Source organism: Sphingopyxis sp. OPL5, from assembly GCF_003797775.2.
Classification (GTDB): domain Bacteria; phylum Pseudomonadota; class Alphaproteobacteria; order Sphingomonadales; family Sphingomonadaceae; genus Sphingopyxis.
In genome coordinates this window covers 1,505,971-1,526,377 of the sequence record NZ_CP060725.1, presented here as the reverse complement: position 1 = coordinate 1,526,377, position 20,407 = coordinate 1,505,971, and the positions used below count along the sequence as shown (strand labels likewise).

Sequence of the window (20,407 nt, the reverse complement as noted above, 5' to 3'; positions counted from 1 at the left end):
CCGGTGGGGATGCGGCCGGACCCGGGGGAGTGTTTCGATGGCGGATCAGGATCAGGGGCAAATGACCCGCGAGGTTGGCGCTCTGTCGCCATCCGGCGACGTCGACGCCGCGCCGCCATCGCTGGCCGCGCTGGTCGCCCCGTTGAGCGTCGGCGAATTCCTCGAGGGATATTGGAACCGCGCGTTTCGCGCCTGGCCGGGGCAGGCGGGGCGCTTTGCGGCGCTGATCGGCTGGGACGAGATCAACCATATCCTGGCGACGCAGCGGCTGGAGCCGCCGCGCCTGCAACTGGTCAAAACCGGGAAAAACGTGCCGGCCGAAAAATTCGTCGATATGGTAGGGCCGAACCGCCGCCTCGATGCCGGCGCGGTCACCGCGCAGTTGGCGCAGGGCGCGACCTTGGTCTTGAGCTTCGTCGACGAGATGGTGGCGCGGATCGGTGCGCTCGCCGACCGGATGGCGGACGACCTCGGCGTGCGTTGCAACGTCAACCTGTATGCGGGGTGGCGCGCCGACCATGGGTTCGACCTGCATTGGGATCATCATGACGTTATCATCCTGCAGGTCGCGGGACGCAAGCATTGGCGGGTCCAGCGGCCGACGCGCGACCACCCGGCGCGCGGCGAGACCGTGCCGCCGCCCGCGGAGGGCGATGATCCGGTCCATGACGCGATATTGGAAGAGGGCGCGATCCTCTATATCCCGCGCGGCTGGTGGCATGTCGCGACCCCGGTCGACGAGCCGAGCCTGCACCTGACGATCGCGCTGTCGCCGCCGACGGGGCAGGATTATCTGCGTTGGCTGGTCGGCAAGGCGACCGGATCGCCGCTGTTCCGTGCCGACTGGCCGGCGGCGCGCGGCGCCGAGGCGACCGCCGCCTATTGGCGGGACCTGGGCGAAGCGATGCAGGCGCTGCACGCCGCGCATCCGCCCGAAGCCTTTCTGGCCGAGCAGCGCGCAGCGCCGGTGGCGCGCCCGGTCTTCACCCTGCCGCAGTTCGCGGCGGGCAAGATGGCGCGGATCGGCGGCGACAGCCGGCTGCGCCCCGCGAGCCGGCGCGCCTTCGCGGCGGTTCGCGATGCGGTGAGCGGCGACCATGGGATCGAGATCGGCAAGCACTTCTTTCCGTGCAGCGTGGCGGTCGGTGCGGTGCTCGGGCGGCTGTCGAGCGACGGCGATGTTGCCTTCGACGCGCTCGCCGCCGGGCTGGACGACGCCGCGCGGCGCGAACTCGAGCAATTGCTGATCCGGCTCAATGCGGCGGGATATTTGTTCGTCGACCTCGGCGCATGACCGGGCGGATCGCCCTTGCGCGGCGCAAGCTGGCGAGCGCGTGGCGGCTGGGCGGGCGGCGCGGGTTGCTGGTCGCCGAGGCGAGTATATTGCTGCTCGGCGCGCGGATCGCGGTTGCGACGCTGCCCTTTCGCCGCGTCGCACGCTGGCTCGGTACGCCGGTTTCGCCGGGCGCGCTGGTACCGCCGGCGCCGCGCGAACGCCCCGACGATGCCGCGACGATGGTGAGCTGGGCGGTGCGCTTTGCCGCCGGGCGCCTGCCCGTCGAGGCGGTGTGCCTGCCGCAGGCGATCGCGGCGCGCGCGATGCTGAAGCGCCGGGGGATCGCGGCGACGCTGCACCTGGGGGTGTGGCGCGACCACCGCGAGGCGGTGAAGATCGATCCCGATACGCCGCCCGCCCATGCCTGGCTCGACGCGTCGGGGCAAAGGATCGCCGGTTATCCGGTCGATCCGGCGCTGATCGAGGTGGCGGCCTTTGTCTGAACCCGTGGCTCCGATCCGGCCGCGCGCGCTGCTCGGCGCGATGCTGGCGAGCGCCGACCGGCGCCAGCTGGTCGTGGTGATGGCCCTGATGATCGCCGCGGCGCTGACCGAGGGGGTCGGCATCATGATGCTGGTGCCGATGCTGGCGCTGGTCGACGCCGGCGGCATGCGCGCGCCGGGGCGGGTCGGCGAGCTGCTGCACGGCCTGGTCGGCACGGTGTCGCTGGGGCAGGTGGTGCTGGTCTTCCTCGCGCTGCTGTTGCTGCGCGCTTATGTCAAACATGCGCAGACGATGAAGGCGCTCGAGCTGCAGCATATGCTGGTCGACCGGATGCGCGAGAGCCTGTTCGCGGGGCTGGTGTCGGCCGAGTGGCGCTGGCTGGCGACGCGGCGCGCATCGGATCATGCCAGCCTGTTGATCACCGACATCGGGCGGATAGGGGCGGCGTTCCAGCAATTGATGACGCTGGCGGCGACGCTGGTGACCGCGATCGCCTATCTGGCGGCGGCCTATCTGCTGTCCTGGCAGGTGGCGCTGGTGGCGACGCTGGGCGGGGCGCTGATCCTGTTCGGTTTTGCCGGACACCGGCGCCGCGCGGTGCAACTCGGGCGCTTGCTCGGCGGCGCGAACAAGGGGTTGCAGGCCGAGATCGTCGAAGGGTTCGACGGGGTGCGGATCACCAAGATGCTGGGCGGCGAGGCGCGCCAGCGCGCGCGCTTTGCCTCAGTGCTCAGGACGCTGCGCGGGCAGCAGATCGATTATGCGGCAAGCGCGAGCCACGGGCGCACCGCGCTGCAACTGGGCGGCGGGGCGTTGCTGGCGGCGCTCGTCTATGTCGGGTTGGCGGTCTTGAAACTGCCGCTGGCGGCGATGCTGCCGATCTTGCTGGTCTTTGCGCGGCTGGTGCCGATGCTGGGGGTGATCCAGCAAAGCTGGCACAGCTGGCTGCACGCCGCGGCGGCGATGGCCGAGACCGAGGCGCTGCGCCGCGAGACGGCGTCGGTGGCGGAAGCTGGCGCGCCCGCCGATGCGCCGCCGCTGGCGCTGGCGCGCGCGGTGACGCTGCGCGGCGCGGGTTTCACCTATGCCGGGCGCGAAGGTGCCGCGTTGCACGAGATCGACCTGGTGCTGCCGGCGCGCACGACGACGGCGATCGTCGGGCCTTCGGGCGCGGGCAAGAGCAGCCTGGCCGACATCCTGATGGGGCTGCTGTCGCCCGACACGGGCGAAATGCGCGTCGACGATGTCGTCATCGCGGGGCCGACGCGGCAATTGTGGCGGCGGTCGGTCGCTTATGTCCAGCAGCAGCCCTTCCTGCTCGGCGGCAGCATCCGCGACAATCTGTTGTGGGCGGCGCCGGAAGCCGACGAGGCGGCGTTGCGCGCGGCGCTGGCGAAAGCGTCGGCCGATTTCGTCTTTGCGCTGCCGCGGGGGATCGACACGCTGGTCGGCGATCGCGGGCAAACATTGTCGGGCGGCGAGCGCCAACGGATCGCGCTGGCCCGCGCGTTGTTGCTGTCGCCCGAATTGCTGGTGCTCGACGAGCCGACAAGCGCGCTCGACCCCGCGAACGAGGCGGCGATCCGCAAGGCGATCGCTGGACTGCACGGCGCGGTGACGCTGGTGATCATCGGGCACCGACAGGTCATGCTCGACCTGGCCGACCAGTTGGTGCGGATCGAGGACGGGCGGATCGTACCCCGGGCGGAGGCGGCCGAATGACGGCGCGCGGGGGGCTGGCGCGGCTGTTGCTCGACATGCTCGCCGATGTGCGCGGCGCCGACCGCGCGATGCTCGCGGCGCTGTCCGACGCCGAATGGGAGGTGATCGGCGACATGGCGAAACAGCACCGGCTGGCGTCGCTGCTCCACCGCCAGATGGCGGGGCGCGGGAGCGACTGGCCGGTGCCCGAGACGCTGAAGGCGCGCTGGGCGCGCGGATGGCTGGCGGCGGCGGCGCGGGCGCTGGCGATGCAGCAGGCGCTGGGCGAGGTGGGGGCGCTGGCCGGGCGCGAGGGGCTGGACTATGCGGCGCTGAAGGGCGCCTGGCTTGCCTGGCAGGCCTATCCGCAGCCGGCGCTGCGCCCGATGCGCGACATTGACCTGCTGCTCGGCGAGGCGGATGCGGTGCGCCTGTACGCGGCGATGATCGCGGCCGGGGCGGTGCCGGGGCCGGTTTCGCATACGCCGATCGACTATGCGCGCGCGCATCACAAGCATCTGCCGCCACTGCACTGGGGGCCGCAAAAGGTGGCGTTCGAACTGCACTGGCGGCTGACCAACCCGGTCCCCGGTGAGGATCGCGACGCGGTCGCGGCGACGACGGCGGGGCTGCTGGCGCGGGGGGTGCGGGCGAAAGCCGGGCCGGTCGAGATCGCCTATCTCGATCCGACCGACACCCTGCTGCATCTGGTCGTCCATGCGGCCTATGGCCGCCAGCCGTTCGACACCGGGCCGCAGGTGCTGTGCGACCTCGCCGCCGCGATCGACACGGCGGCGATCGACTGGCCGCGCTTCTGGGCCGACGCGGCGGCGCAGGGACGGACGGGTGGCGCGCGGTTGCTGTTCGCGCTGATGGCGAAATATATGGGGGCGCGGGTGGTCGATGATCCCGATCCGGTGCCGCTGCCCGAGCGGCTGGTCGCGGCGGCCGAGGCGCTGATGCTGCAGGACATGGGCGCGCGCGCCGAGCGCGGTTTCGCGACGCAGATCGCCGAGGCGGAGGGCAAGCGCGGCAAGGCGGCCTTTGCCTGGGGCCGCGCCTTTCCGCCGCGGCATATCGTCGCGCACTATGCGGGCGTGCCGGTCGACAGCTGGCGTGTGTGGCCGGCCTATCCGGTGCGTATGGCCGATCATGGCTGGCGCTGGCTGGTCCAGCGCGGCGGCGACGCGATGGACGCCGAGGTTGCCGACATGCGCGCGATGCGGCGCTGGCTGGGTACGGGCGGCTAGAGTCCGTCGAGCGCGAGCAGCGCGAAGCTCGCGAGCCAATGTTCGCCCATATAATCGCCGGTGACGTGCGGGAGCGCGGCGTCGAGGTGGCGCCGCGCCGCGGCTTCGGCGGCGGGACTGACGGGGTGCGCGGGGCCGAGCGCGCTCGCAATCGCGCGCCAGCACCAGGCGCGGCTGAGATTGAGACCGTCGAGATGCGCGATCTTGCCGTCGCTGCGATCGGAGACGGTCGCGGGGGTGAAGAGGGTCACGGGTTGCCGCTGCGCGGCGCGCGGCAGGAAGGCATCGAACCAGGCAGCGAAATCGTCGCCGAGGACGACCGACATCAGATGCGCTTCGGTGAGTGCGGAGGAGAGGAATTCGTCGCCGCCGGGTTCCCACGCCTGACAGTCGCGGTCGCCGCCGAACCAGTCGCGGGCGCGGGCGCGGGTGTCGATCAGGGCGACGAGATCGGGGTCGCGGGCTTCGGCCCAGTGGCGGGCGAGGAGGAGCGCGAAGCTGATGTTGAAATGGGTGCCAACGCGCAGCGGATAGGTGAGCTTGGGCAGGAAGGCGTGGAAGCGCGCTGCGAAGGCTAACGCGAGCGGTTCGAGCGCGGCGGCCCAGGGGGCGTTATGGCGTTCGGCCTCGGCGTGGAGTGCGAGGAGCCAGGCCCAGCCATAAGGGCGTTCGAAGCCGGTCGCGGTGGGGCGCGACAGGTAGGCGAGTTCGCCGGCGACCTTGTCGGGCACCAGCATCGCGTCGGCGCGGGCGCGGATGTCGGCGGCGATCGGGAGATCGGGGAAGCGGCGCGCGAGGCGGAGGACCTGCCACCAGCCATGGACGCAGCTGTGCCAGTCGAAGCTGCCGTGGAAGATCGGGTGGAAATCGCGCGGGGGCCGGGCATCCTCGGGGCCGGCGAGGACATGGTCCATCTTGTACGGATATTCGCGGCCGAGGTGCGACAGGGTGGCGGTCGCAAAGCGGGCGGCGTGGTCGGGGGTGAGGTTCATGGGAATCCCATAGTCGTCATTGCGAGCGGAGCGAAGCAATCCAGGGCGGGTTACGCGACTCTGGATTGCCGCGTCGCTTCGCTCCTCGCAATGACGATCAAAAAGCGAAGAGGTAGATGAAGAGGATGTTGACCGCCAGCAGCGGCAGCGCGGTGCCGATCTGCGCCCTGATTACCCCATAGGGGTTTTTGAGTTCGAGCAAGGCGGCGGGGACGAGGTTGAAGTTCGCCGCCATCGGGGTCATCAGCGTGCCGCAGAAGCCCGCGAGCATGCCGATCGCCGCGACCACCGCGGGGTCGCCACCGTACTGCTTGATGAGCAAAGGCATGCCGACCGCCGCAAGCATTACCGGGAAGGCGGCGAAGGCGTTGCCCATCACCATCGTGAAGAGCGCCATACCGAGTCCGAAGGCGAGCACCGCGCCGAACAGGCTGCCCTGCGGAATGGCGGTGCCGATCAGCCCGCCGACGACGTCGCCGACGCCCGCGAGTGCGAAGACCGCGCCGAGGCTGGCGAGCATCTGCGGCAGGATCGCCGCCCAGCCGACCGAGTCGAGCAGGCGGCGGCCCTGTTGCAGCGGGAGCAGGGCGGGCGGTTTGAGACGCGCCATGCCGACCGCGAGCGCAATCAGCACCCCGATCGCGAGCGAGATGAGCGTCGCCTGCTTGGGATCGGCGAGGCCAGGAATTTCCTTGAACAGAAAAGTCCCGATGAGTGCGACCACCGGGATGATCAGCGCGACGAGGAGGAGGAAATTGCCATATTTCGCGGCGCCTTCGGCCTGCACCTCGGCAGGAACTTCGCCGCCGGGCGCGCGGCCGATCTGGCCGGCGCCGGCGATGGCGACGAGCGCGAGAACGAGCAGCCCGTTGTAGAAGTCGCCGAGCCGGTCGCCCGCGAGCATCGACACCGCGAGCAAGCCCCAGAAGGCGGCATTGCCGAAACGCTTGGGGTTGCTGCGATCGAGGGCACCGAGCGCGGCGAAGAGCGCGAAGGTGAGGCCAGCGAGGATATAGACATGGCCGAGCGTGATCATGCGCCGCGCTCCGCCGGCGCGGCCATGCGCCGTTCGAGACGGCGAAGCCGGAAGCCGTGGATCAGGAAGGCGGCGATGGCGGTCGGGATCGCCCAGAGCGAGAGGTGCAGCGGCTCGATGACATAGCCATAGCCTTCGAGCACACCCTTCATCAGCAGGATGGAGCCGATCGCGAGGAAGATGTCCTCGCCGAAGAACAGGCCGATATTGTCGGTGGCGGCCGAATAGGCCTTGACCTCCTCGCGCTGGTCATCGCTGAGCGCGGGATTCTGTGCGTCGGCGGCGGCCTCGGCCATCGGGGCGACAAGCGGGCGCACGGTCTGGGCGTGCCCCGCGACCGAAGTGAGCCCGGCTGCCGACATCGCCTGACGCAGCAGCAGATAGCCGGTCAGAAGGCGCCCGAGCGTCGCGCCCCTCATCCGCGCGATCAGCGTGCGGGCATGTTGTTGCAGGCCATAGGCTTCGAGCAGGCCGATGACGGGCAGGACGATCCAGATGATCGAGACATAGCGCGTGTCGTTGAACGCCTTGCCGAAGGCGGCGACGATCGCGGTGACGTCGAGCCCTGCGGCAAGACCGGTCGCGAGCGCCGAGGCCATGATGACGAGCAAAGGGTTGAAGCGAAGCAGGAAGCCCGCGATGATGATCAGGATGCCGATCAGGACGAGCATGATCGGTCTCCTGTCATCCCGTCATCCCCGCGTGGGGTAGACCGCGCTGCCGTCACCCTATCTCTCCCTTGTTTTCCCATAGCCGCCGCCGCCCGGCGTTTCGATCACGAACGCGTCGCCCGCCTCGAGATCGGCGCTGCCGGTCGCGGCGAGGATTTCGACCGACCCGTCGGTGCGCTCGATCCAGTTTTGTCCCGGTGCGGCATCGTCGCCGCCCGCGAGGCCACTGGGCGCGATCCGGCGGCGGTTCGCGAGGATGTTCGCGGTCATCGCTTCGCGAAAGCGGATGCGACGGGTGGCGCCGTCGCCGCCCCGCCACTGGCCCGCGCCGCCCGAGCCTTTGCGGATCGAGAATTCCTCGACGATGACGGGGAAGCGCATTTCCATGACTTCGGGGTCGGTCATGCGGCTGTTGGTCATATGCGTCTGGATCACCGACGTGCCGTCGAAGCCGGGGCCCGCGCCCGAACCGCCGGCGATCGTTTCATAATATTGGTCGGCGTCGTTGCCGAAGGTGAAATTGTTCATCGTCCCCTGCGCGGGCGCCATCGCGTTGAAGGCGGCGAACAGTGCGTCGGTGATGACCTGGCTGGTCTCGACATTGCCGGCGACCACCGCGGCGGGATAGCTGGGGCTGAGCATCGAATCCGCTGGCACGATCAGGGTGACGGGGGCGAGGCAGCCCTCGTTCATCGGGATCGGGTCGTCGAGCATCGTGCGCAGCACATAAAGAACCGCGGCGCGGACGACCGGGAGCGGCGCGTTGAAATTGTCGGGCAGGGTCGCCGACGAGCCGGTGAAATCGATGGTGACGTGGCGCGCGGTGCGGTCGACCCGGACCGCGACGACGACCTCGGCGCCATTGTCCATCGCGTAGCGGAAGGCGCCGTCGTCGAGCCGCGCGATAAGCTGGCGGACCGCCGCTTCGGCCTGTGCCTGTCCGTGCGCCATATAGGCGGTAACGGTCGCGGCGCCGTGCGCGGTGCTGAGGTCGTCGAGCGCGCTGGCGCCGCGCTGGCACGCGGCGACCTGCGCCTTGAGGTCCGCGATGTTGAGCGCGGGGTTGCGCGCGGGGAAGGCGCCGTCGACCAGATGCGTGGCAACCTTCGCGTCGAGGAAATTGCCGTCGTTGACGATCAGTATGTTGTCGAAGAGAATACCCTCGTCTTCGATGCTGCGGCTGTCGGGGGGCATCGATCCCGGCGCGATGCCGCCGAGGTCGGCGTGATGGCCGCGCGCGGCGACGAAGAAGGCGGGGGCGTCGGCGTCCCCCTCTTCTTTGGCGACGAACACCGGCATGATGACGGTGATGTCGGGGAGGTGGGTGCCGCCGTCGTAAGGGGCGTTGAGGGCGTAGGCGTCGCCGCGACGGAGGCCGCGGCCGTCTTTGGTCCGTTGGCGCAATATGGTGCGGACGCTTTCGCCCATCGAGCCGAGATGCACCGGCATGTGCGGGGCGTTGGCGACGAGGCGGCCCTCGCCGTCGAAGATCGCGCAGGAGAAGTCGAGCCGTTCGCGGATGTTGATCGACGAGGCGCTGTGCTGGAGCGCGCTGCCCATTTCCTCGGCGATCGCCATGAACAGGCTGTTGAAGATTTCGAGGCGGATGGGGTCGGGGGTTGCGGGGTCAGTGCTCCCCGGCGAAAGCCGGGGCCCAGACGGCGCGCTGCCGCGCGCGTTTTTGGTTGCGCTGGGCCCCGGCTTTCGCCGGGGAGCACTAGAGAGCCTGAGCGTTCCTTCTGCCTCTACCGTCGCATTCCACCCCGGCTCGACCACCGTCGTCGCGAGTGCGTCGATGATGATCGCGGGACCGGTGACGGTGTGGCCGGGGGCGAGGGCGTCGCGCTGGTGGAGGGGGACTTCGTGGCGGGCTCCGGCGAGCCAGGCGGAGACGGTTTCGGGCGGCGTTTCCAGGGATGCAGCGGGTGGCGGAATCGCGGCGGGGGTATCACCCGCCTCGGTCAGTTCGACGCGGATGCGGTCGACGACGAGATTGGCGTGCGGGGCGTAACCGAAGCGCTGGCGGAAGGCGGCGGCGAAGGCCTGCGCCACGTCGGCGGGCGGCGCGAGCGGGAGTTCTATCGCATTGTCGCTGTCGGCGAGGCGGACGAAGAGCCGGGTTTCCCGGGCCGTTCGGGCGTCGGGGGCGAGGTCGGCGCGGGCTTGATGCGCCAGCTCGGTTTCGACCGCGGCGAGCGTCGCGGCGCATCGGGCGTCGAGCGTCGACCCCAGCGTGCGCTCGCGGATCGCCGAGGGCCGGGCGAGGCCCATGCCATAGGCCGAGAGCACCCCCGCGAGCGGATGGAGCAGGATTTCGTCGACGCCGAGCGCGTCGGCGACGAGGCAGACATGCTGGCCCGCGGCGCCGCCGAAGCCGACAAGACTATAGCCTTGGGTCACGTCATGGCCGCGCGCGATGGTGATGCGCTTGATCGCGTTCGCCATCTGCTGGACCGCAATGCTTAGCAGCCCCTCGGCGAGCGCTTCGGGAGTGATGTTGCCGACTTCGGCGGCCATAGCGGCGAATTTTTCGGCCACCACGTCGCGGTCGAGCGGCTGGTCGCCGTTCGGGCCGAAGAGTTTGGGGAAATGATCGGGCTGGATCTTGCCGAGCAGGACGTTGCAGTCGGTGACGGTGAGCGGCCCGCCGCGGCCATAGGCGGCGGGGCCAGGGTTGGCGCCCGCGCTTTCGGGGCCGACGAGCAGGCGCGCGCCGTCCCAGCGGCAGATCGAGCCGCCGCCTGCAGCCACGGTGTGGATGCGCAGCATCGGGGCGCGGATGCGGGTACCCGCGATGATCGTTTCGTTGTCGCGCTCGAGGCGGCCGGCATAGTGGCTGACGTCGGTCGAGGTGCCGCCCATGTCGAAGCCGATCAGGCGGGTCTTGCCCAAGGGGGCGGCGCTGCCGACCATGCCGACGATACCGCCCGCGGGACCCGAGAGGATCGCGTCGCGGCCGTGGAAGGCGCTGGCCGACGCGAGGCCGCCCGAGCTTTTCATGAATTGCGGATCGACGTCGTCACCGAGTTGGGCGCAGAATTGATCGACATAGTGGCGCAGCACGGGCGAGAGATAGGCGTCGGCGAGGGTCGTGTCGCCGCGGCCGACCAGCTTGATCAGCGCGCTGACGTCGTGGCTGGTCGAGATCTGCGTAAAGCTGGTTTCGCGCGCGATTTCGGCGAGGCGCAGTTCGTGCGCCGGATAGCGATAGCCGTGGATCAGGACGATCGCGATGCTGGCGAGACCGGCGTCACGGGCGGCCCGCAGCGATGCGCGCGCGGCATCCTCGTCGAGCGGGGTCAGGATGCTTCCGTCGGGGCCGGTGCGTTCGGCGATCTCGGCCACCGCTGCGTGTGGGGGCGGGATGCGGTCGAGCCGCCGCGCGAAGAGGTCGGGGCGGTCCTGGTAACCGATGGTCAGCGCGTCGCCGAAACCGCGGGTGATCGCTAGCAATGTCGGTTCGCCCTTGCGTTCGAGCAGCGCGTTGGTCGCGACGGTCGAGCCCATGCGGATCGCGAGCGGCGGCAGCGCGCCCGTGCCGGCGCCGGTCAGGTCGCGGATCGCATTGACCGCGGCGTCGCCGGGGCGCGCGGGGTCCTCGCTCAGATATTTGGCGGTGACGACCGCGCCGTCCGGCGACCGCGCGACGACATCGGTAAAGGTGCCGCCGCGATCGATCCAGACCTGCCAGTCGGCGTCAGTCCGCGATGTCACGGTCGGGCCAGCGGATGGTGATCGAGAGGCTGTGGTCGGCGGCGCTGCGGTTCCAGCTGCCCTTGAGCTGGCGTTCGATCAGGGTTCGGATGAACTGGGTGCCGAAGCTTTCGGTGTCAATCTGCGGGGTTTCGGGAAGGCCGCTTTCGACCCAGTTGAGTTCGATATCCTCGGCCGCACGGCGCCAGCCGACGGTGAGCTCGCCCTTGCCGGCGAGCGCGCCATATTTGATGCTGTTGGTGACGATTTCATGCACCGCGAGCGAGATCGCCTGCGCCGCTTCGTCGTCGAGGCGGACGTCGGGGCCGGTGACGTCGTCGGACGCCCGGCCGGTGGTTTCCAGTTCGCGGCGGATGATCTGGCCGAGGTCGACGGTGTCGACGGCGCCGGTGACGAGCATCTGTTTCGCATCGGACAGCGCGCGCATGCGGCCGTCGAACTTGGCCTCGAAATCCTGAAGGTCGGTCGATTCGCGCAGCGTGATCCGCGCGAGCGCCCCGATCCGCGCGAAGGCGTTTTTCATCCGGTGCGCCATTTCGCCGATCATCAGTTCGCGATCCTCGGCATGGCGCGCCTTTTCCGCGGCGAGCGCCTGGGCGGCGTCGATCCGGCGGCGCTGGACGCGGTGGAGTTGGGTCGCGAGCACCGCGAGCGCGAGGCCGAACAGGAAGATGCCGAGCGGCCGCCCGAGCCGGTCGATGAAGCGGCCATAGGAAATGCGGATGATCCATTGCCGGTCGGCGACGTGCAATTTCTGTTCGTGCGCGTCCCAGCCGATCGTGCCGTGGCTGAAGACGAGCGGCGCCGACGGACCCTCGCCGGCGCGGACCTCGATGCCATCGACGCCCTTGAGCTGTTCGCCGAGCACCGCCTTCATCATGTCCTCGGTGCGGAAGGGGGCGTAGACGAACGCCTCGACCGGCCGCGCGTCACCCATCGTCGCGACGATAGCGGTGGTGGAGGGAGCGGGGACATCGCCGGAGTCGGCGGGTTCCAGCGCCGTGCGTTGCCGCGCATAGACGGGGACGTAGACGAGGAAGCCCGGCTGTTTGACCTTTGACACGCGTTCCTGCGCGAGGTGGACGATGCCGCTGGCGGCGGGGCGCCCCGTCTGCCAGGCGCGGCGCATCGCCTCGCGCCGGGTCGCTTCGCTGTACATATCGAAGCCGAGCGCGGCGTTGCGGCGCGGCGTATAGGGTTCGACGAGGACGACCGCGAAGCCGATCTTGCGGGGGCTGGTGGCAGGCCAGATCGCGATGTCGCGGCCGTAGTTGAGGCGCAATTGCGCCACCGCGGGGGCCAGGTCGTCGCGGCGGACCGCGGCGGCGATGCCGACCCCCTCCATGCCCGGCGCCTGCACCTGCGGCTGCAGCGCGGCGAGATAGGCGCGGATGCCGGGACCGCTGGCGGCGGTGTCCGACTGATACAGCGCGCGGACGCCTTCGAGCACCGCGATATGGTCGCGCAGCCGCATATTGACCTGCGTCGCGACGCGGCTGGCCTGGTCGGCCTCCTGCGACTGGTTGTAGAGGAAGCTGGCGGCGGCGGCGATCAGGGTGGCGACAAGGATCACCAGCCCGACGAAACGGACCAGCAGCCCTATCAGCCGATCTGCCCAAACCGAGCGCATGCTCTTGTTATTTTCCCGTGGTTTATCGCTGAGCCCGGCGCCCCTGTGGCCGCAATATTCCCACGCGGACGGGCGCTTAGCAAGCGCAATGTCGCGCCTATGCACCCGCCGCGGCGATGGTTGCGGTTTATGCCCTTTGGCGTAAGACGGGCGCGATGGAGAAGAACAGGGGAGCGGTCGGATGATCATTTACGGTTCGTTGGTGTCGCCTTTCGTGCGCAAATTGCTCGCCTATCTCGGCGAGAAAGGGATCGACTTCGAACTGAAAGGGGTGGGGATCGGCGATCCCGATCCGGGGTTCCGCGCCGCCTCGCCGCTCGGCAAGATGCCCGCGATGGACGATGACGGCTTCATGCTCGCCGATTCGAGCGCGATCATCCAGTATCTGGAGGCGAAACATCCCTCACCCGAACTGATCCCCGCCGACCCGCAGGCGCGCGGACGGGTGATCTGGTGGGAGGAATTCGGCGATACGGTGTTCGCGGCGTGCAGCGGCAAGATGTTTTTCAACCGCATCGTCGCGCCGAAATTCCTGGGCCGTGAAGGCGACCTCGCCGCGGCGGCGCTCGCCGAGAGCGAGGAGTTGCCGAAGCTGCTCGACTATCTGGAAAGCGCGATCCCCGCGTCGGGTTTCCTCGTCGGCGACCGGCTGACGCTCGCCGACCTCGCGGTGGCGTCGCCGCTGATGAATTTCCGCCATTGCGGCGCGGTCGTCGATGCGGCGACGCACCCGAAGATCGCGGCATGGAGCGAAGCGATCCTGTCGCGGCCGAGCATGGCGCCGTGGGTCGCCAAGGAAGAGCGGATGATGGCGAAGGTGCTCGCCTGATGCGCGCATGGGCGACCGGGCTGGCCGCGGCGTTGCTGCTGGCGGTGCCGGGTGCCGCGCTCGCCGGAGAGGTACGGGTGACCAGGCAGGTCGAGGCCGACGCCACGACGACGATGGTGCACGAGATACTGGTCGATGCGACGCCCGCCGAAGTGTGGACCGCGATCTCGACCGCCGAAGGCTGGATGACCTGGGCGGTGCCGGTCGCGTGGATGACGAAGGACGACCCCGACCTGATCGAGGCGGCCTATGACCCGGCGTCGAAACCGGGCGGTGCCGACACGATCCAGCAGCGGTTCGGTGAACGGATTCCCGGCCGGCGGCTGGGATTCCGGACGGTCAAGGCGCCGGCCGGGTTTCCGCACTGGGATGCGTATCAAAAGGTGACGAGCGTGTTCGAGATCGAACCCGCGGGCCGGCAGACCCGCGTCCGGCTGACCTCGCGCGGCTATCCGGACAGCGAGGGCGGCCGCGCGCTGGTCGCCTTTTTCGAAAGCGGGAATGGGGAGACGCTGGAAAATTTGCGCGCACGGTTCGTCACCGGGCCGGTCGACTGGAACGCCAAGCTGCGCCGCTGACATGGTACGCACGCGGGCGAGTATCTGTGCACGCAAGCGGCGTTATGCATCGGCGGAAGCGGCGATGGCGGCGGCGCGCGAGGCCGGGCTGATCTTGCGGCCCTATCGCTGCGAGCGGTGCCGGCAGTTTCACCTGACGAGCCGGACCAAGGGCAAGTGGATGCCGAAGGTGGCGGGGTGAGCGGCCGAGCACGCGCCGCCGGGGTTCTATGGGTTGCGGACCCCGGTCATCTGAAACATAAGGGACAAGACGCCGCCTTGGAGGTTCGATGCTGCAAGATCAGAATGTCAGCGTCCGTTCGTGGGTACACAAGCACAGCTTCCTGCTGACGCTGCATCTGTGCTGGATGGTCTATAGCATCTACAGCTGGCTCAATAATTCGTCTTTTTATTTAATATATTTGGCTATTTGGCTGGCATTCGGCCTGTTTTTGGCAGGCAAGCGCTTGATTGACAAATTCTGATCGATCGGATGGCTTTCCGTTCTATTGTGATGATCGGAGGAACGGCCGCCAACGACCGATTGCTGTCATTCATAAATCAGACTAACATCCTTGTTAGAAAGTGGGTTCCATGGCCGAATTGCGGAAAATCAGATGGTTGTTGAAGAGCGCGATAGCGCTTCATCTGGCGGCGCTCGGCTACTACATCTGGACTGACGATTTGGGGTGGCACACATGGGCGATCTTGATCAGCGGGAACTTGATAGGGTGGGCGTTGCATTCGGTCGATCAGCTTGTTGGCGCCAATGAGATCGACGGCCATTCGGTGCGCATCGCGGGGTGAGGGCCTCCTCCGGGCGCTACTAGCGCCGATTGCTAGCCTCGTGCTGCTCGACCTTCTTCACTTGAGCGTCCGCTTCCCACCCCAAAACCGACACTCCAGCCGCGTCAGAGCCACCCGATGTGCTTGAAGCGCCAGAAGACGAGCGCCGAGCCGCCGAAGATCAGGCCGAGCGCGAAGGGATAGCCGAGCTGCCAGTCGAGTTCGGGCATGAATTCGAAATTCATGCCGTAAATGCCGGCGATCGCGGTCGGCACCGCGAGGATCGCGGCCCAGGCGGCGAGCTGGCGGGTGATGACGCCCTGGCGCTGCTGTTCGAGCATCGAATTGGTCTCGATCACCGAGGCGGTGACGTCGCGCAGCCCGGTGAGGCGGAATTCGGCGCGTTGGACATGGTCCCAGATGTCGCGGAAAAAAGGGCGCACCGCATCGTCGATGCCGGGCAGCTCGTCGTCGCCCGCGAGGCGCCAGGCGACGTCCTTCATCAGCCCGACGATGCGCTGGAAACGGATGACCTCGTGCCGTTGGGCATAGAGATGGCGGATTTCCGCCGCATCCAACGGCGTGTCCATCACGCTTTCCTCGACGAGCAGCAGCCGGTCCTCGATCGCGTCGATCACTGGGAAATAGCCGTCGACGATGAAATCGAGGATCGCATAGAGGACATAGTCGGGGCCGTGCGCGAGCTTGGCGGGCAGGGTTTCGAGCCGCGCCCGCACGTCGGTGTGGGCGCGCGCCGAGCCGTGACGGACGGTGACGATGAAATGGCGGCCGACGAAAATCGCGGTCTCGCCCGACTGGATCGTATCGCCCTCGCGGTTGCCGGTTGCGGCGATGACGAAAAGCTGGTCGCCATAGACCTCGACCTTGGGCAATTGCTTCGCCTTGAGCGCGTCCTCGACGGCGAGCGGGTGGAGGCCGAAGCGCTTGGCGATGCCCGCGAGTTCCTCCGGCGTCGGCTCGAAAAGGCCGAGCCAGTAGAAATCGCCGTCGTCGCAATCCTCGGGGATGATGTCGTCGGGGCCGAGCTCGCGGACGAGCAGGCCTTGGTTGTAGTGGCGGGCGGCCATGATCGGCATCGGCGGGACTTCCTTGCGAACCTGCGCCCTCCATAGGCCGCTGCGCGATGAAGGGAAGGGGGTGCGTCAGGCGGCGCGCGGGACGCGTTCGACGACCATAGACTCCTCTTCGGCCTCCAGCGTCGCGCCGGAAAATTCGGCGAGGGTCCGGCCCTTGTCGCGGGTGCGGTCGCGGAAGAGGAAGCCGAAGATCTCGTGGAACCAGACGCGGCGGCCCATGCGGTAGTACCAGCGGACCGCGTGGCGGATCTTCGGGTCGGGGTTCCACGCCCAACGGCGCAGCGAGCGGGGGCGAAGCTGCGCCGCCGCCTCGATCGCCTTGACCCACAGGAAGAGGCGCCAGGGCGGCATGCGGTCCATGCCGAGCACCTGATGCTTGTAATCCCATTTGGTGCGGTCGTCCTGCACGACGCGGCGGTCGCGAGCGAGCGAGAAGAAGGGGGTCCAGCGATGCGGGGTCACGTAAAGCGCCTGAATCTGGTCGGGGTCGTAATCGATCAGCTGTCTGAGACCGTGCCAGAGGTCGCGGTCGCTCTGGTCCGAAAAGCCCGCGACCCAGGTCGCCATCGAGAGGATATTATGCTGGCGGAGGAGGCGGATCGCTTCGCGGTCGGCGGCGATAGTGCCGCCCTTGCGGATCAGCTTGAGTGTCGCCTCGTCGGTATTCTCCATGCCCATCAAAAAGCGTTCGAAGCCCGCTTTCTTGTAGAGATGGAGGATGTCGGCGTCGCGCACGATGTCGTCGGCGCGGGTCGAGCCGACGAGGGTGACCGAGATATTTTCGGCGATCAGCGCTTCGAGAAAGGCCTTCCAGGGTTTGCGCCCGGCGCTGGGGTTTTCGTCGGCGAAGTTGAACACCTCGACGCCATGGTTGCGGTGGAGATGCGCGATTTCGGCGGCGAGTTTCTGCGGGTCGCGGTGGCGCCAGCGGGTCCAGAAGCCGCGCTGGCCGCAATAATTGCACAAATGCGGGCAGCCGCGCGAGAATTGGATCACGACCGCGCGCTTGCCGCCCCAATAGGAGTAACGGCTGTGGTCGATCAGTTCCCAGCCGATGCGAAAAGCGTCGAGATCGTTGATCGCGGCGGCGGGGGGCGTGGCGATGGCGCGGCCGTCGGTATCGCGGAAGGCGAGGCCGCGGATCGCGTCGATCGGCGCCTGCGCGCGCAGCGCCGCGAACAGCGCGGCGCCGGTCGCCTCGCCTTCGCCGCGCACGATGATATCGACATGGGGATCGGCGGCGAGGATGTCGCGCCAGTGATAGGTCGGGTGGACCCCGCCATAGACGATCGTTGCGTTCGGCAGTGCGGCGCGGATCATCGCGGCGACCGCTGTGATGATCGGCTGCGCCGAGGAGGAACCCGAATGGCCGAAAAGGACGGCGTCGGGGGCGAACGCGGCGATGTCGGCGGCGAGGGTTTCGAGCGGCACGGGGCCGAATTCGCCGTCGAACAGGCGCACCTCATGCCCGTCGTCGATCAGCGGACCGCCGACGCAGAGCAGGCCGAGCGGGGGGAGCTGTTCGTCGGGAATGCGGCTGCCGATCGCGGGATGCGGGACGTTGACCAGGGCAATGCGCATCGACCGTTCACTCCATCGGGTTTGGCCGGTATATCAGCGCATTGGCGAAGCGCGAGGGGATATGATGGACAGGGACGCGTTGCTGGTCCGTTACCGGGTGATGAGCGACACGCGGCTGCATTTCAGCCGGCTCTATTTCGCGGTGGTTGCTTTTTCGGTTCTGCTGACGCTGGCCTTGTGGGCGCTGTTTCCGGTGGTGGAAGCGCTTGCGCTGATCGGATGGGTGCCGGTGGCGGGGGCGTTTGTCGCCCAGCGGCTGCTGCTGCGCGAGCGGTCGGCCTTTGCTGCGATGACGGCGGCGTGGCAGGGGTTGAACGGGGAGCCGGTGGTGCCCTCGGGGCGGTCGGCACCGGGAGCGATGGCGTTGGTCCTCATCGGCGAGGCGCTGGCGGGAGCGGTGCTGGTCGCGATCGGGCTGGCCGCTTACTTCGGCTGAGCGATCCTATTTCGTGCGCGACATCGAATAGGGGCGAGCGTCCGTGCCCTTGCCCCACGCCGCGTTGGGCTTCGCCTGCATCGTGAAGCGCAGCGTGCCGCCCTGGCGGATCTCCGCGTCGGCGATCCAACTGCGGGTCAGCACTTTGCCGTTCAATTCGACCTTGCCGACATAGGGATTGGCGTCGGACAGGCCGATGGTTTCGATGGTGAAGCTTTTGCCGTTCAGCAAGGTGAGTACCGCGCGGTCGACGAACGGCCGGCCGATGACATATTGATTCGACCCCGGCGCGACGGGGTAGAAGCCGAGGCCGGTGAAGACGAGCCAGGCCGACATCTGGCCGAGATCGTCATTGCCCGAGAGGCCGTCGGGGGTCGGTTTATATTGGCTGTCGACGATCTGCTTGAGCCGTTCCTGCGTGCGCCAGGGCGCCCCGGCATAGGCGTAGAGATAGGCGACATGGTGGCTCGGCTCGTTGCCATGGATATATTGGCCGATGAGGCCGGCGATATCCTCGGCATGGCTGTAGTCGAGTTTGCTGTTGTCATAATCGAACATCGCGTCGAGCTTGACGATCGCTTTCGCGTCGCCGCCGAGGATGGCGAAGAGCGCGGCCTGGTCCTGCGGGACGAACCATGAATATTGCCAGGCGTTGCCCTCGGTATAGTCCGAGCCATAGTTGATCGCGGTGGGGTCGAAGGGGGTGCGGAAGCTGCCGTCGGCCTTGCGCGCGCGGAGCCAGCCGGTTTTCGCGTCGAAGCTGTTCCGCCAGTAACCGGCGCGTTTGTAGAAACGGTCGGCGATGTCGGTGCGGCCCATTTTCTCGGCCATGCGAGCGATGGTCCAGTCGTCATAGGCATATTCGACCGTCTTCGACGCCGCTTCGGGCTCGCGGTCGATCGGAACATAGCCGCGCGTCATATAGTCGCCGAGGCCGCCATAAGGCGCATACTCCGCGCTCGCGACCATCGCGTCGAGCGCATCGTCGGCACCAAAATCGCCAAGGTCCTTCATATAGGCGTCGGCGATGACGGGGACGGCGTGATAACCGATCATCGTCCAGGTCTCGCGGCCATGGAATTGCCAGACGGGCAAGATGCCGTGCGGGCTGTGCCGCTGGCTGGCGAGCAGCGAGCGGACGACGTCGGTGGTCGTTTGCTCGGGCTGGACGAGGGTGAGCAGGGGGTGCTGGGCGCGGAAGGTGTCCCACAAGGAAAAGGTCGAGCGGAAGGTGAAGTCTTTCGCGACATGGACGGCGTCGTCGGGACCGCGATAGCGGCCGTCGACATCGCTCCACACGCTGGGGGCGAGCAGGCTGTGGTAGAGCGCTGTATAGAGGTTGGTGCGCATCGGGGCGGGGGCGGTGATGGTGAGCGCGCCGAGCGCGCCCCGCCATTCGCCCTCGGTGCGGGCGCGGACGGCGTCGAAGCGGGCGCCACCTGTTTCCTTTTCGGCGGCGTCGAGATTGGCTATCGCGCCGGCTTCATCGACCCCCGAGAGCGCGACGCGGACTTCGAGCGGGCCGCGCAATTCGCCGAAGTCGAAGCGCGCTTCGAGCGCCTTGCCGAGCTTTTCGACGAGCGCGTCGCTGCCGCGGCCAGGACCCTGGAAACCCTTGTAGGGAATTTTCTCGTCGCGATCGATGAAGGCGTGGCCGAACAGCGGGTGCGAGAAGCGCATCGCGAAATAGAGTTTGCGCCCCGGCGCCCAGCCGCGGGTCTCGCGGAAGCCGGTGATCGTGCCGTCGGCATGGCGGCGGAGGCCCGACCAGAGGATCTTGCCGGGATAATCATAGAGCGACGAGCGGAGGTCGAGGAGGAGATGCGCCTGCTGCCCCGCGGGGAAGCTGTAGCGGTGGATGCCGACGCGGGCGCCCGCGGTGAGTTCGGCGCGGATACCGCTGTCGGCGAGGGTGACGGCATAATAGCCGGGACTGGCGGTTTCGGTTTTGTGGTCGAAGCGCTGGCGATAGCCCGAGCCCGGCTGTTTGGGGTCGCCTGGGTCGAGTTTGACCTCACCAACCTGCGGCATGACGAGAAAATCGCCGAGGTCCGAATGGCCGGCGCCCGAAAAATGGGTGTGGCTGAAGCCCTGGATCGTCGGGTCGTGGTAGCTGTAGCCCGCGGCATGCGCGTAACAGTCACGAATCTGGCACGTCGCGTCGGTGTCGGGCGAGAGCTGGACCATGCCGAACGGGGCGGTGGCGCCGGGGAAGGTGTGGCCCTCGGGTCCGGTGCCGATCATCGGATCGACGAAGGTCAGGATATCGGGCGCGGGTTCCTCGGCCGCGCCCGGAATCGCCAGCACCGCGAGCAGCAGCGCGGCGGTGGTGGCGAGGCGTTTCATG

At 68.2% G+C, this 20,407-nt stretch carries 18 protein-coding genes; 10 read left to right on the top strand and 8 right to left on the bottom strand.

Annotated elements, in window-relative coordinates; genetic code table 11:
• Positions 1-37: 37 nt before the first annotated feature.
• Genes EEB18_RS07365 through EEB18_RS07350 form a run of 4 tightly spaced genes read left to right on the top strand, consistent with a single transcriptional unit; the run spans position 38 to position 4,731 of the window.
• Positions 38-1,294, top strand: coding sequence for a cupin domain-containing protein (locus EEB18_RS07365; RefSeq protein ID WP_187139009.1), 1,257 nt, complete (start codon positions 38-40; stop codon positions 1,292-1,294).
• On the top strand, positions 1,291-1,779 hold the full coding sequence (locus tag EEB18_RS07360) for a lasso peptide biosynthesis B2 protein (protein WP_187139008.1): 489 nt from the start codon (positions 1,291-1,293) through the stop codon (positions 1,777-1,779). Before EEB18_RS07365 ends, EEB18_RS07360 begins: the two co-directional genes overlap by 4 nt.
• Entirely contained in the window at positions 1,772-3,502 is a 1,731-nt protein-coding gene (locus tag EEB18_RS07355; protein ID WP_187139007.1) for an ATP-binding cassette domain-containing protein, read from the top strand. Before EEB18_RS07360 ends, EEB18_RS07355 begins: the two co-directional genes overlap by 8 nt.
• Positions 3,499-4,731, top strand: coding sequence for a nucleotidyltransferase family protein (locus EEB18_RS07350; RefSeq protein ID WP_187139006.1), 1,233 nt, complete (start codon positions 3,499-3,501; stop codon positions 4,729-4,731). Before EEB18_RS07355 ends, EEB18_RS07350 begins: the two co-directional genes overlap by 4 nt.
• Here EEB18_RS07350 and EEB18_RS07345 read toward each other — a convergent pair.
• From EEB18_RS07345 to EEB18_RS07325, 5 genes are all read right to left on the bottom strand, one after another.
• A complete protein-coding gene (locus tag EEB18_RS07345; protein WP_187139005.1) occupies positions 4,728-5,723 on the bottom strand; it encodes a DUF2891 domain-containing protein in 996 nt (331 codons plus the stop codon). The genes EEB18_RS07350 and EEB18_RS07345 overlap by 4 nt on opposite strands.
• Positions 5,724-5,820: 97 nt before the next feature.
• On the bottom strand, positions 5,821-6,759 hold the full coding sequence (locus tag EEB18_RS07340; protein WP_187139004.1) for a DUF979 domain-containing protein: 939 nt from the start codon (positions 6,757-6,759) through the stop codon (positions 5,821-5,823).
• Positions 6,756-7,430: a DUF969 domain-containing protein gene (locus EEB18_RS07335; RefSeq protein ID WP_187139003.1), complete on the bottom strand. Its 675-nt coding sequence runs from the start codon at positions 7,428-7,430 to the stop codon at positions 6,756-6,758. Before EEB18_RS07335 ends, EEB18_RS07340 begins: the two co-directional genes overlap by 4 nt.
• A gap of 57 nt (positions 7,431-7,487) precedes the next feature.
• Entirely contained in the window at positions 7,488-11,144 is a 3,657-nt protein-coding gene (locus EEB18_RS07330) for a hydantoinase B/oxoprolinase family protein (RefSeq protein WP_187139002.1), read from the bottom strand.
• On the bottom strand, positions 11,128-12,774 hold the full coding sequence (locus EEB18_RS07325) for a CHASE domain-containing protein (protein WP_187139001.1): 1,647 nt from the start codon (positions 12,772-12,774) through the stop codon (positions 11,128-11,130). Before EEB18_RS07325 ends, EEB18_RS07330 begins: the two co-directional genes overlap by 17 nt.
• Before the next feature lie 181 nt (positions 12,775-12,955).
• Here EEB18_RS07325 and EEB18_RS07320 point away from each other — a divergent pair, with 181 nt between their 5' ends.
• From EEB18_RS07320 to EEB18_RS07300, 5 genes are all read left to right on the top strand, one after another.
• On the top strand, positions 12,956-13,603 hold the full coding sequence (locus EEB18_RS07320; RefSeq protein WP_187139000.1) for a glutathione S-transferase family protein: 648 nt from the start codon (positions 12,956-12,958) through the stop codon (positions 13,601-13,603).
• Positions 13,603-14,181 carry an SRPBCC domain-containing protein gene (locus EEB18_RS07315; RefSeq protein ID WP_187138999.1) on the top strand — a complete coding sequence of 193 codons (579 nt, stop codon included), beginning with the start codon at positions 13,603-13,605 and terminating at the stop codon, positions 14,179-14,181. The genes EEB18_RS07320 and EEB18_RS07315 overlap by 1 nt, the downstream gene beginning before the upstream one ends.
• A gap of 1 nt (position 14,182) precedes the next feature.
• A complete protein-coding gene (locus tag EEB18_RS07310) occupies positions 14,183-14,362 on the top strand; it encodes a hypothetical protein (RefSeq protein WP_187138998.1) in 180 nt (59 codons plus the stop codon).
• Positions 14,363-14,450: 88 nt separating this feature from the next.
• Positions 14,451-14,645, top strand: a complete 195-nt coding sequence (locus EEB18_RS07305) for a hypothetical protein (protein WP_187138997.1) — start codon at positions 14,451-14,453, stop codon at positions 14,643-14,645.
• A gap of 109 nt (positions 14,646-14,754) precedes the next feature.
• Complete coding sequence (locus tag EEB18_RS07300) at positions 14,755-14,967, top strand: hypothetical protein (RefSeq protein WP_187138996.1); 213 nt, start codon at positions 14,755-14,757, stop codon at positions 14,965-14,967.
• Between the two features lie 104 nt (positions 14,968-15,071).
• Here the strand turns inward: EEB18_RS07300 and EEB18_RS07295 are convergent, their stop codons facing one another.
• A complete protein-coding gene (locus tag EEB18_RS07295) occupies positions 15,072-16,043 on the bottom strand; it encodes a magnesium and cobalt transport protein CorA (RefSeq protein WP_187138995.1) in 972 nt (323 codons plus the stop codon).
• Positions 16,044-16,109: 66 nt separating this feature from the next.
• Positions 16,110-17,624 carry a magnesium-protoporphyrin IX monomethyl ester anaerobic oxidative cyclase gene (gene bchE, locus EEB18_RS07290; RefSeq protein WP_187138994.1) on the bottom strand — a complete coding sequence of 505 codons (1,515 nt, stop codon included), beginning with the start codon at positions 17,622-17,624 and terminating at the stop codon, positions 16,110-16,112.
• Positions 17,625-17,685: 61 nt separating this feature from the next.
• Between bchE and EEB18_RS07285 the strand changes: the two genes are divergently transcribed.
• The gene (locus EEB18_RS07285) at positions 17,686-18,060 is read left to right on the top strand and encodes a hypothetical protein (protein WP_187138993.1); all 375 of its coding nucleotides are present in this window, start codon (positions 17,686-17,688) and stop codon (positions 18,058-18,060) included.
• Positions 18,061-18,066: 6 nt separating this feature from the next.
• Here the strand turns inward: EEB18_RS07285 and EEB18_RS07280 are convergent, their stop codons facing one another.
• Positions 18,067-20,406, bottom strand: coding sequence for a GH92 family glycosyl hydrolase (locus EEB18_RS07280; protein WP_410468122.1), 2,340 nt, complete (start codon positions 20,404-20,406; stop codon positions 18,067-18,069).
• Position 20,407: the final 1 nt, after the last annotated feature.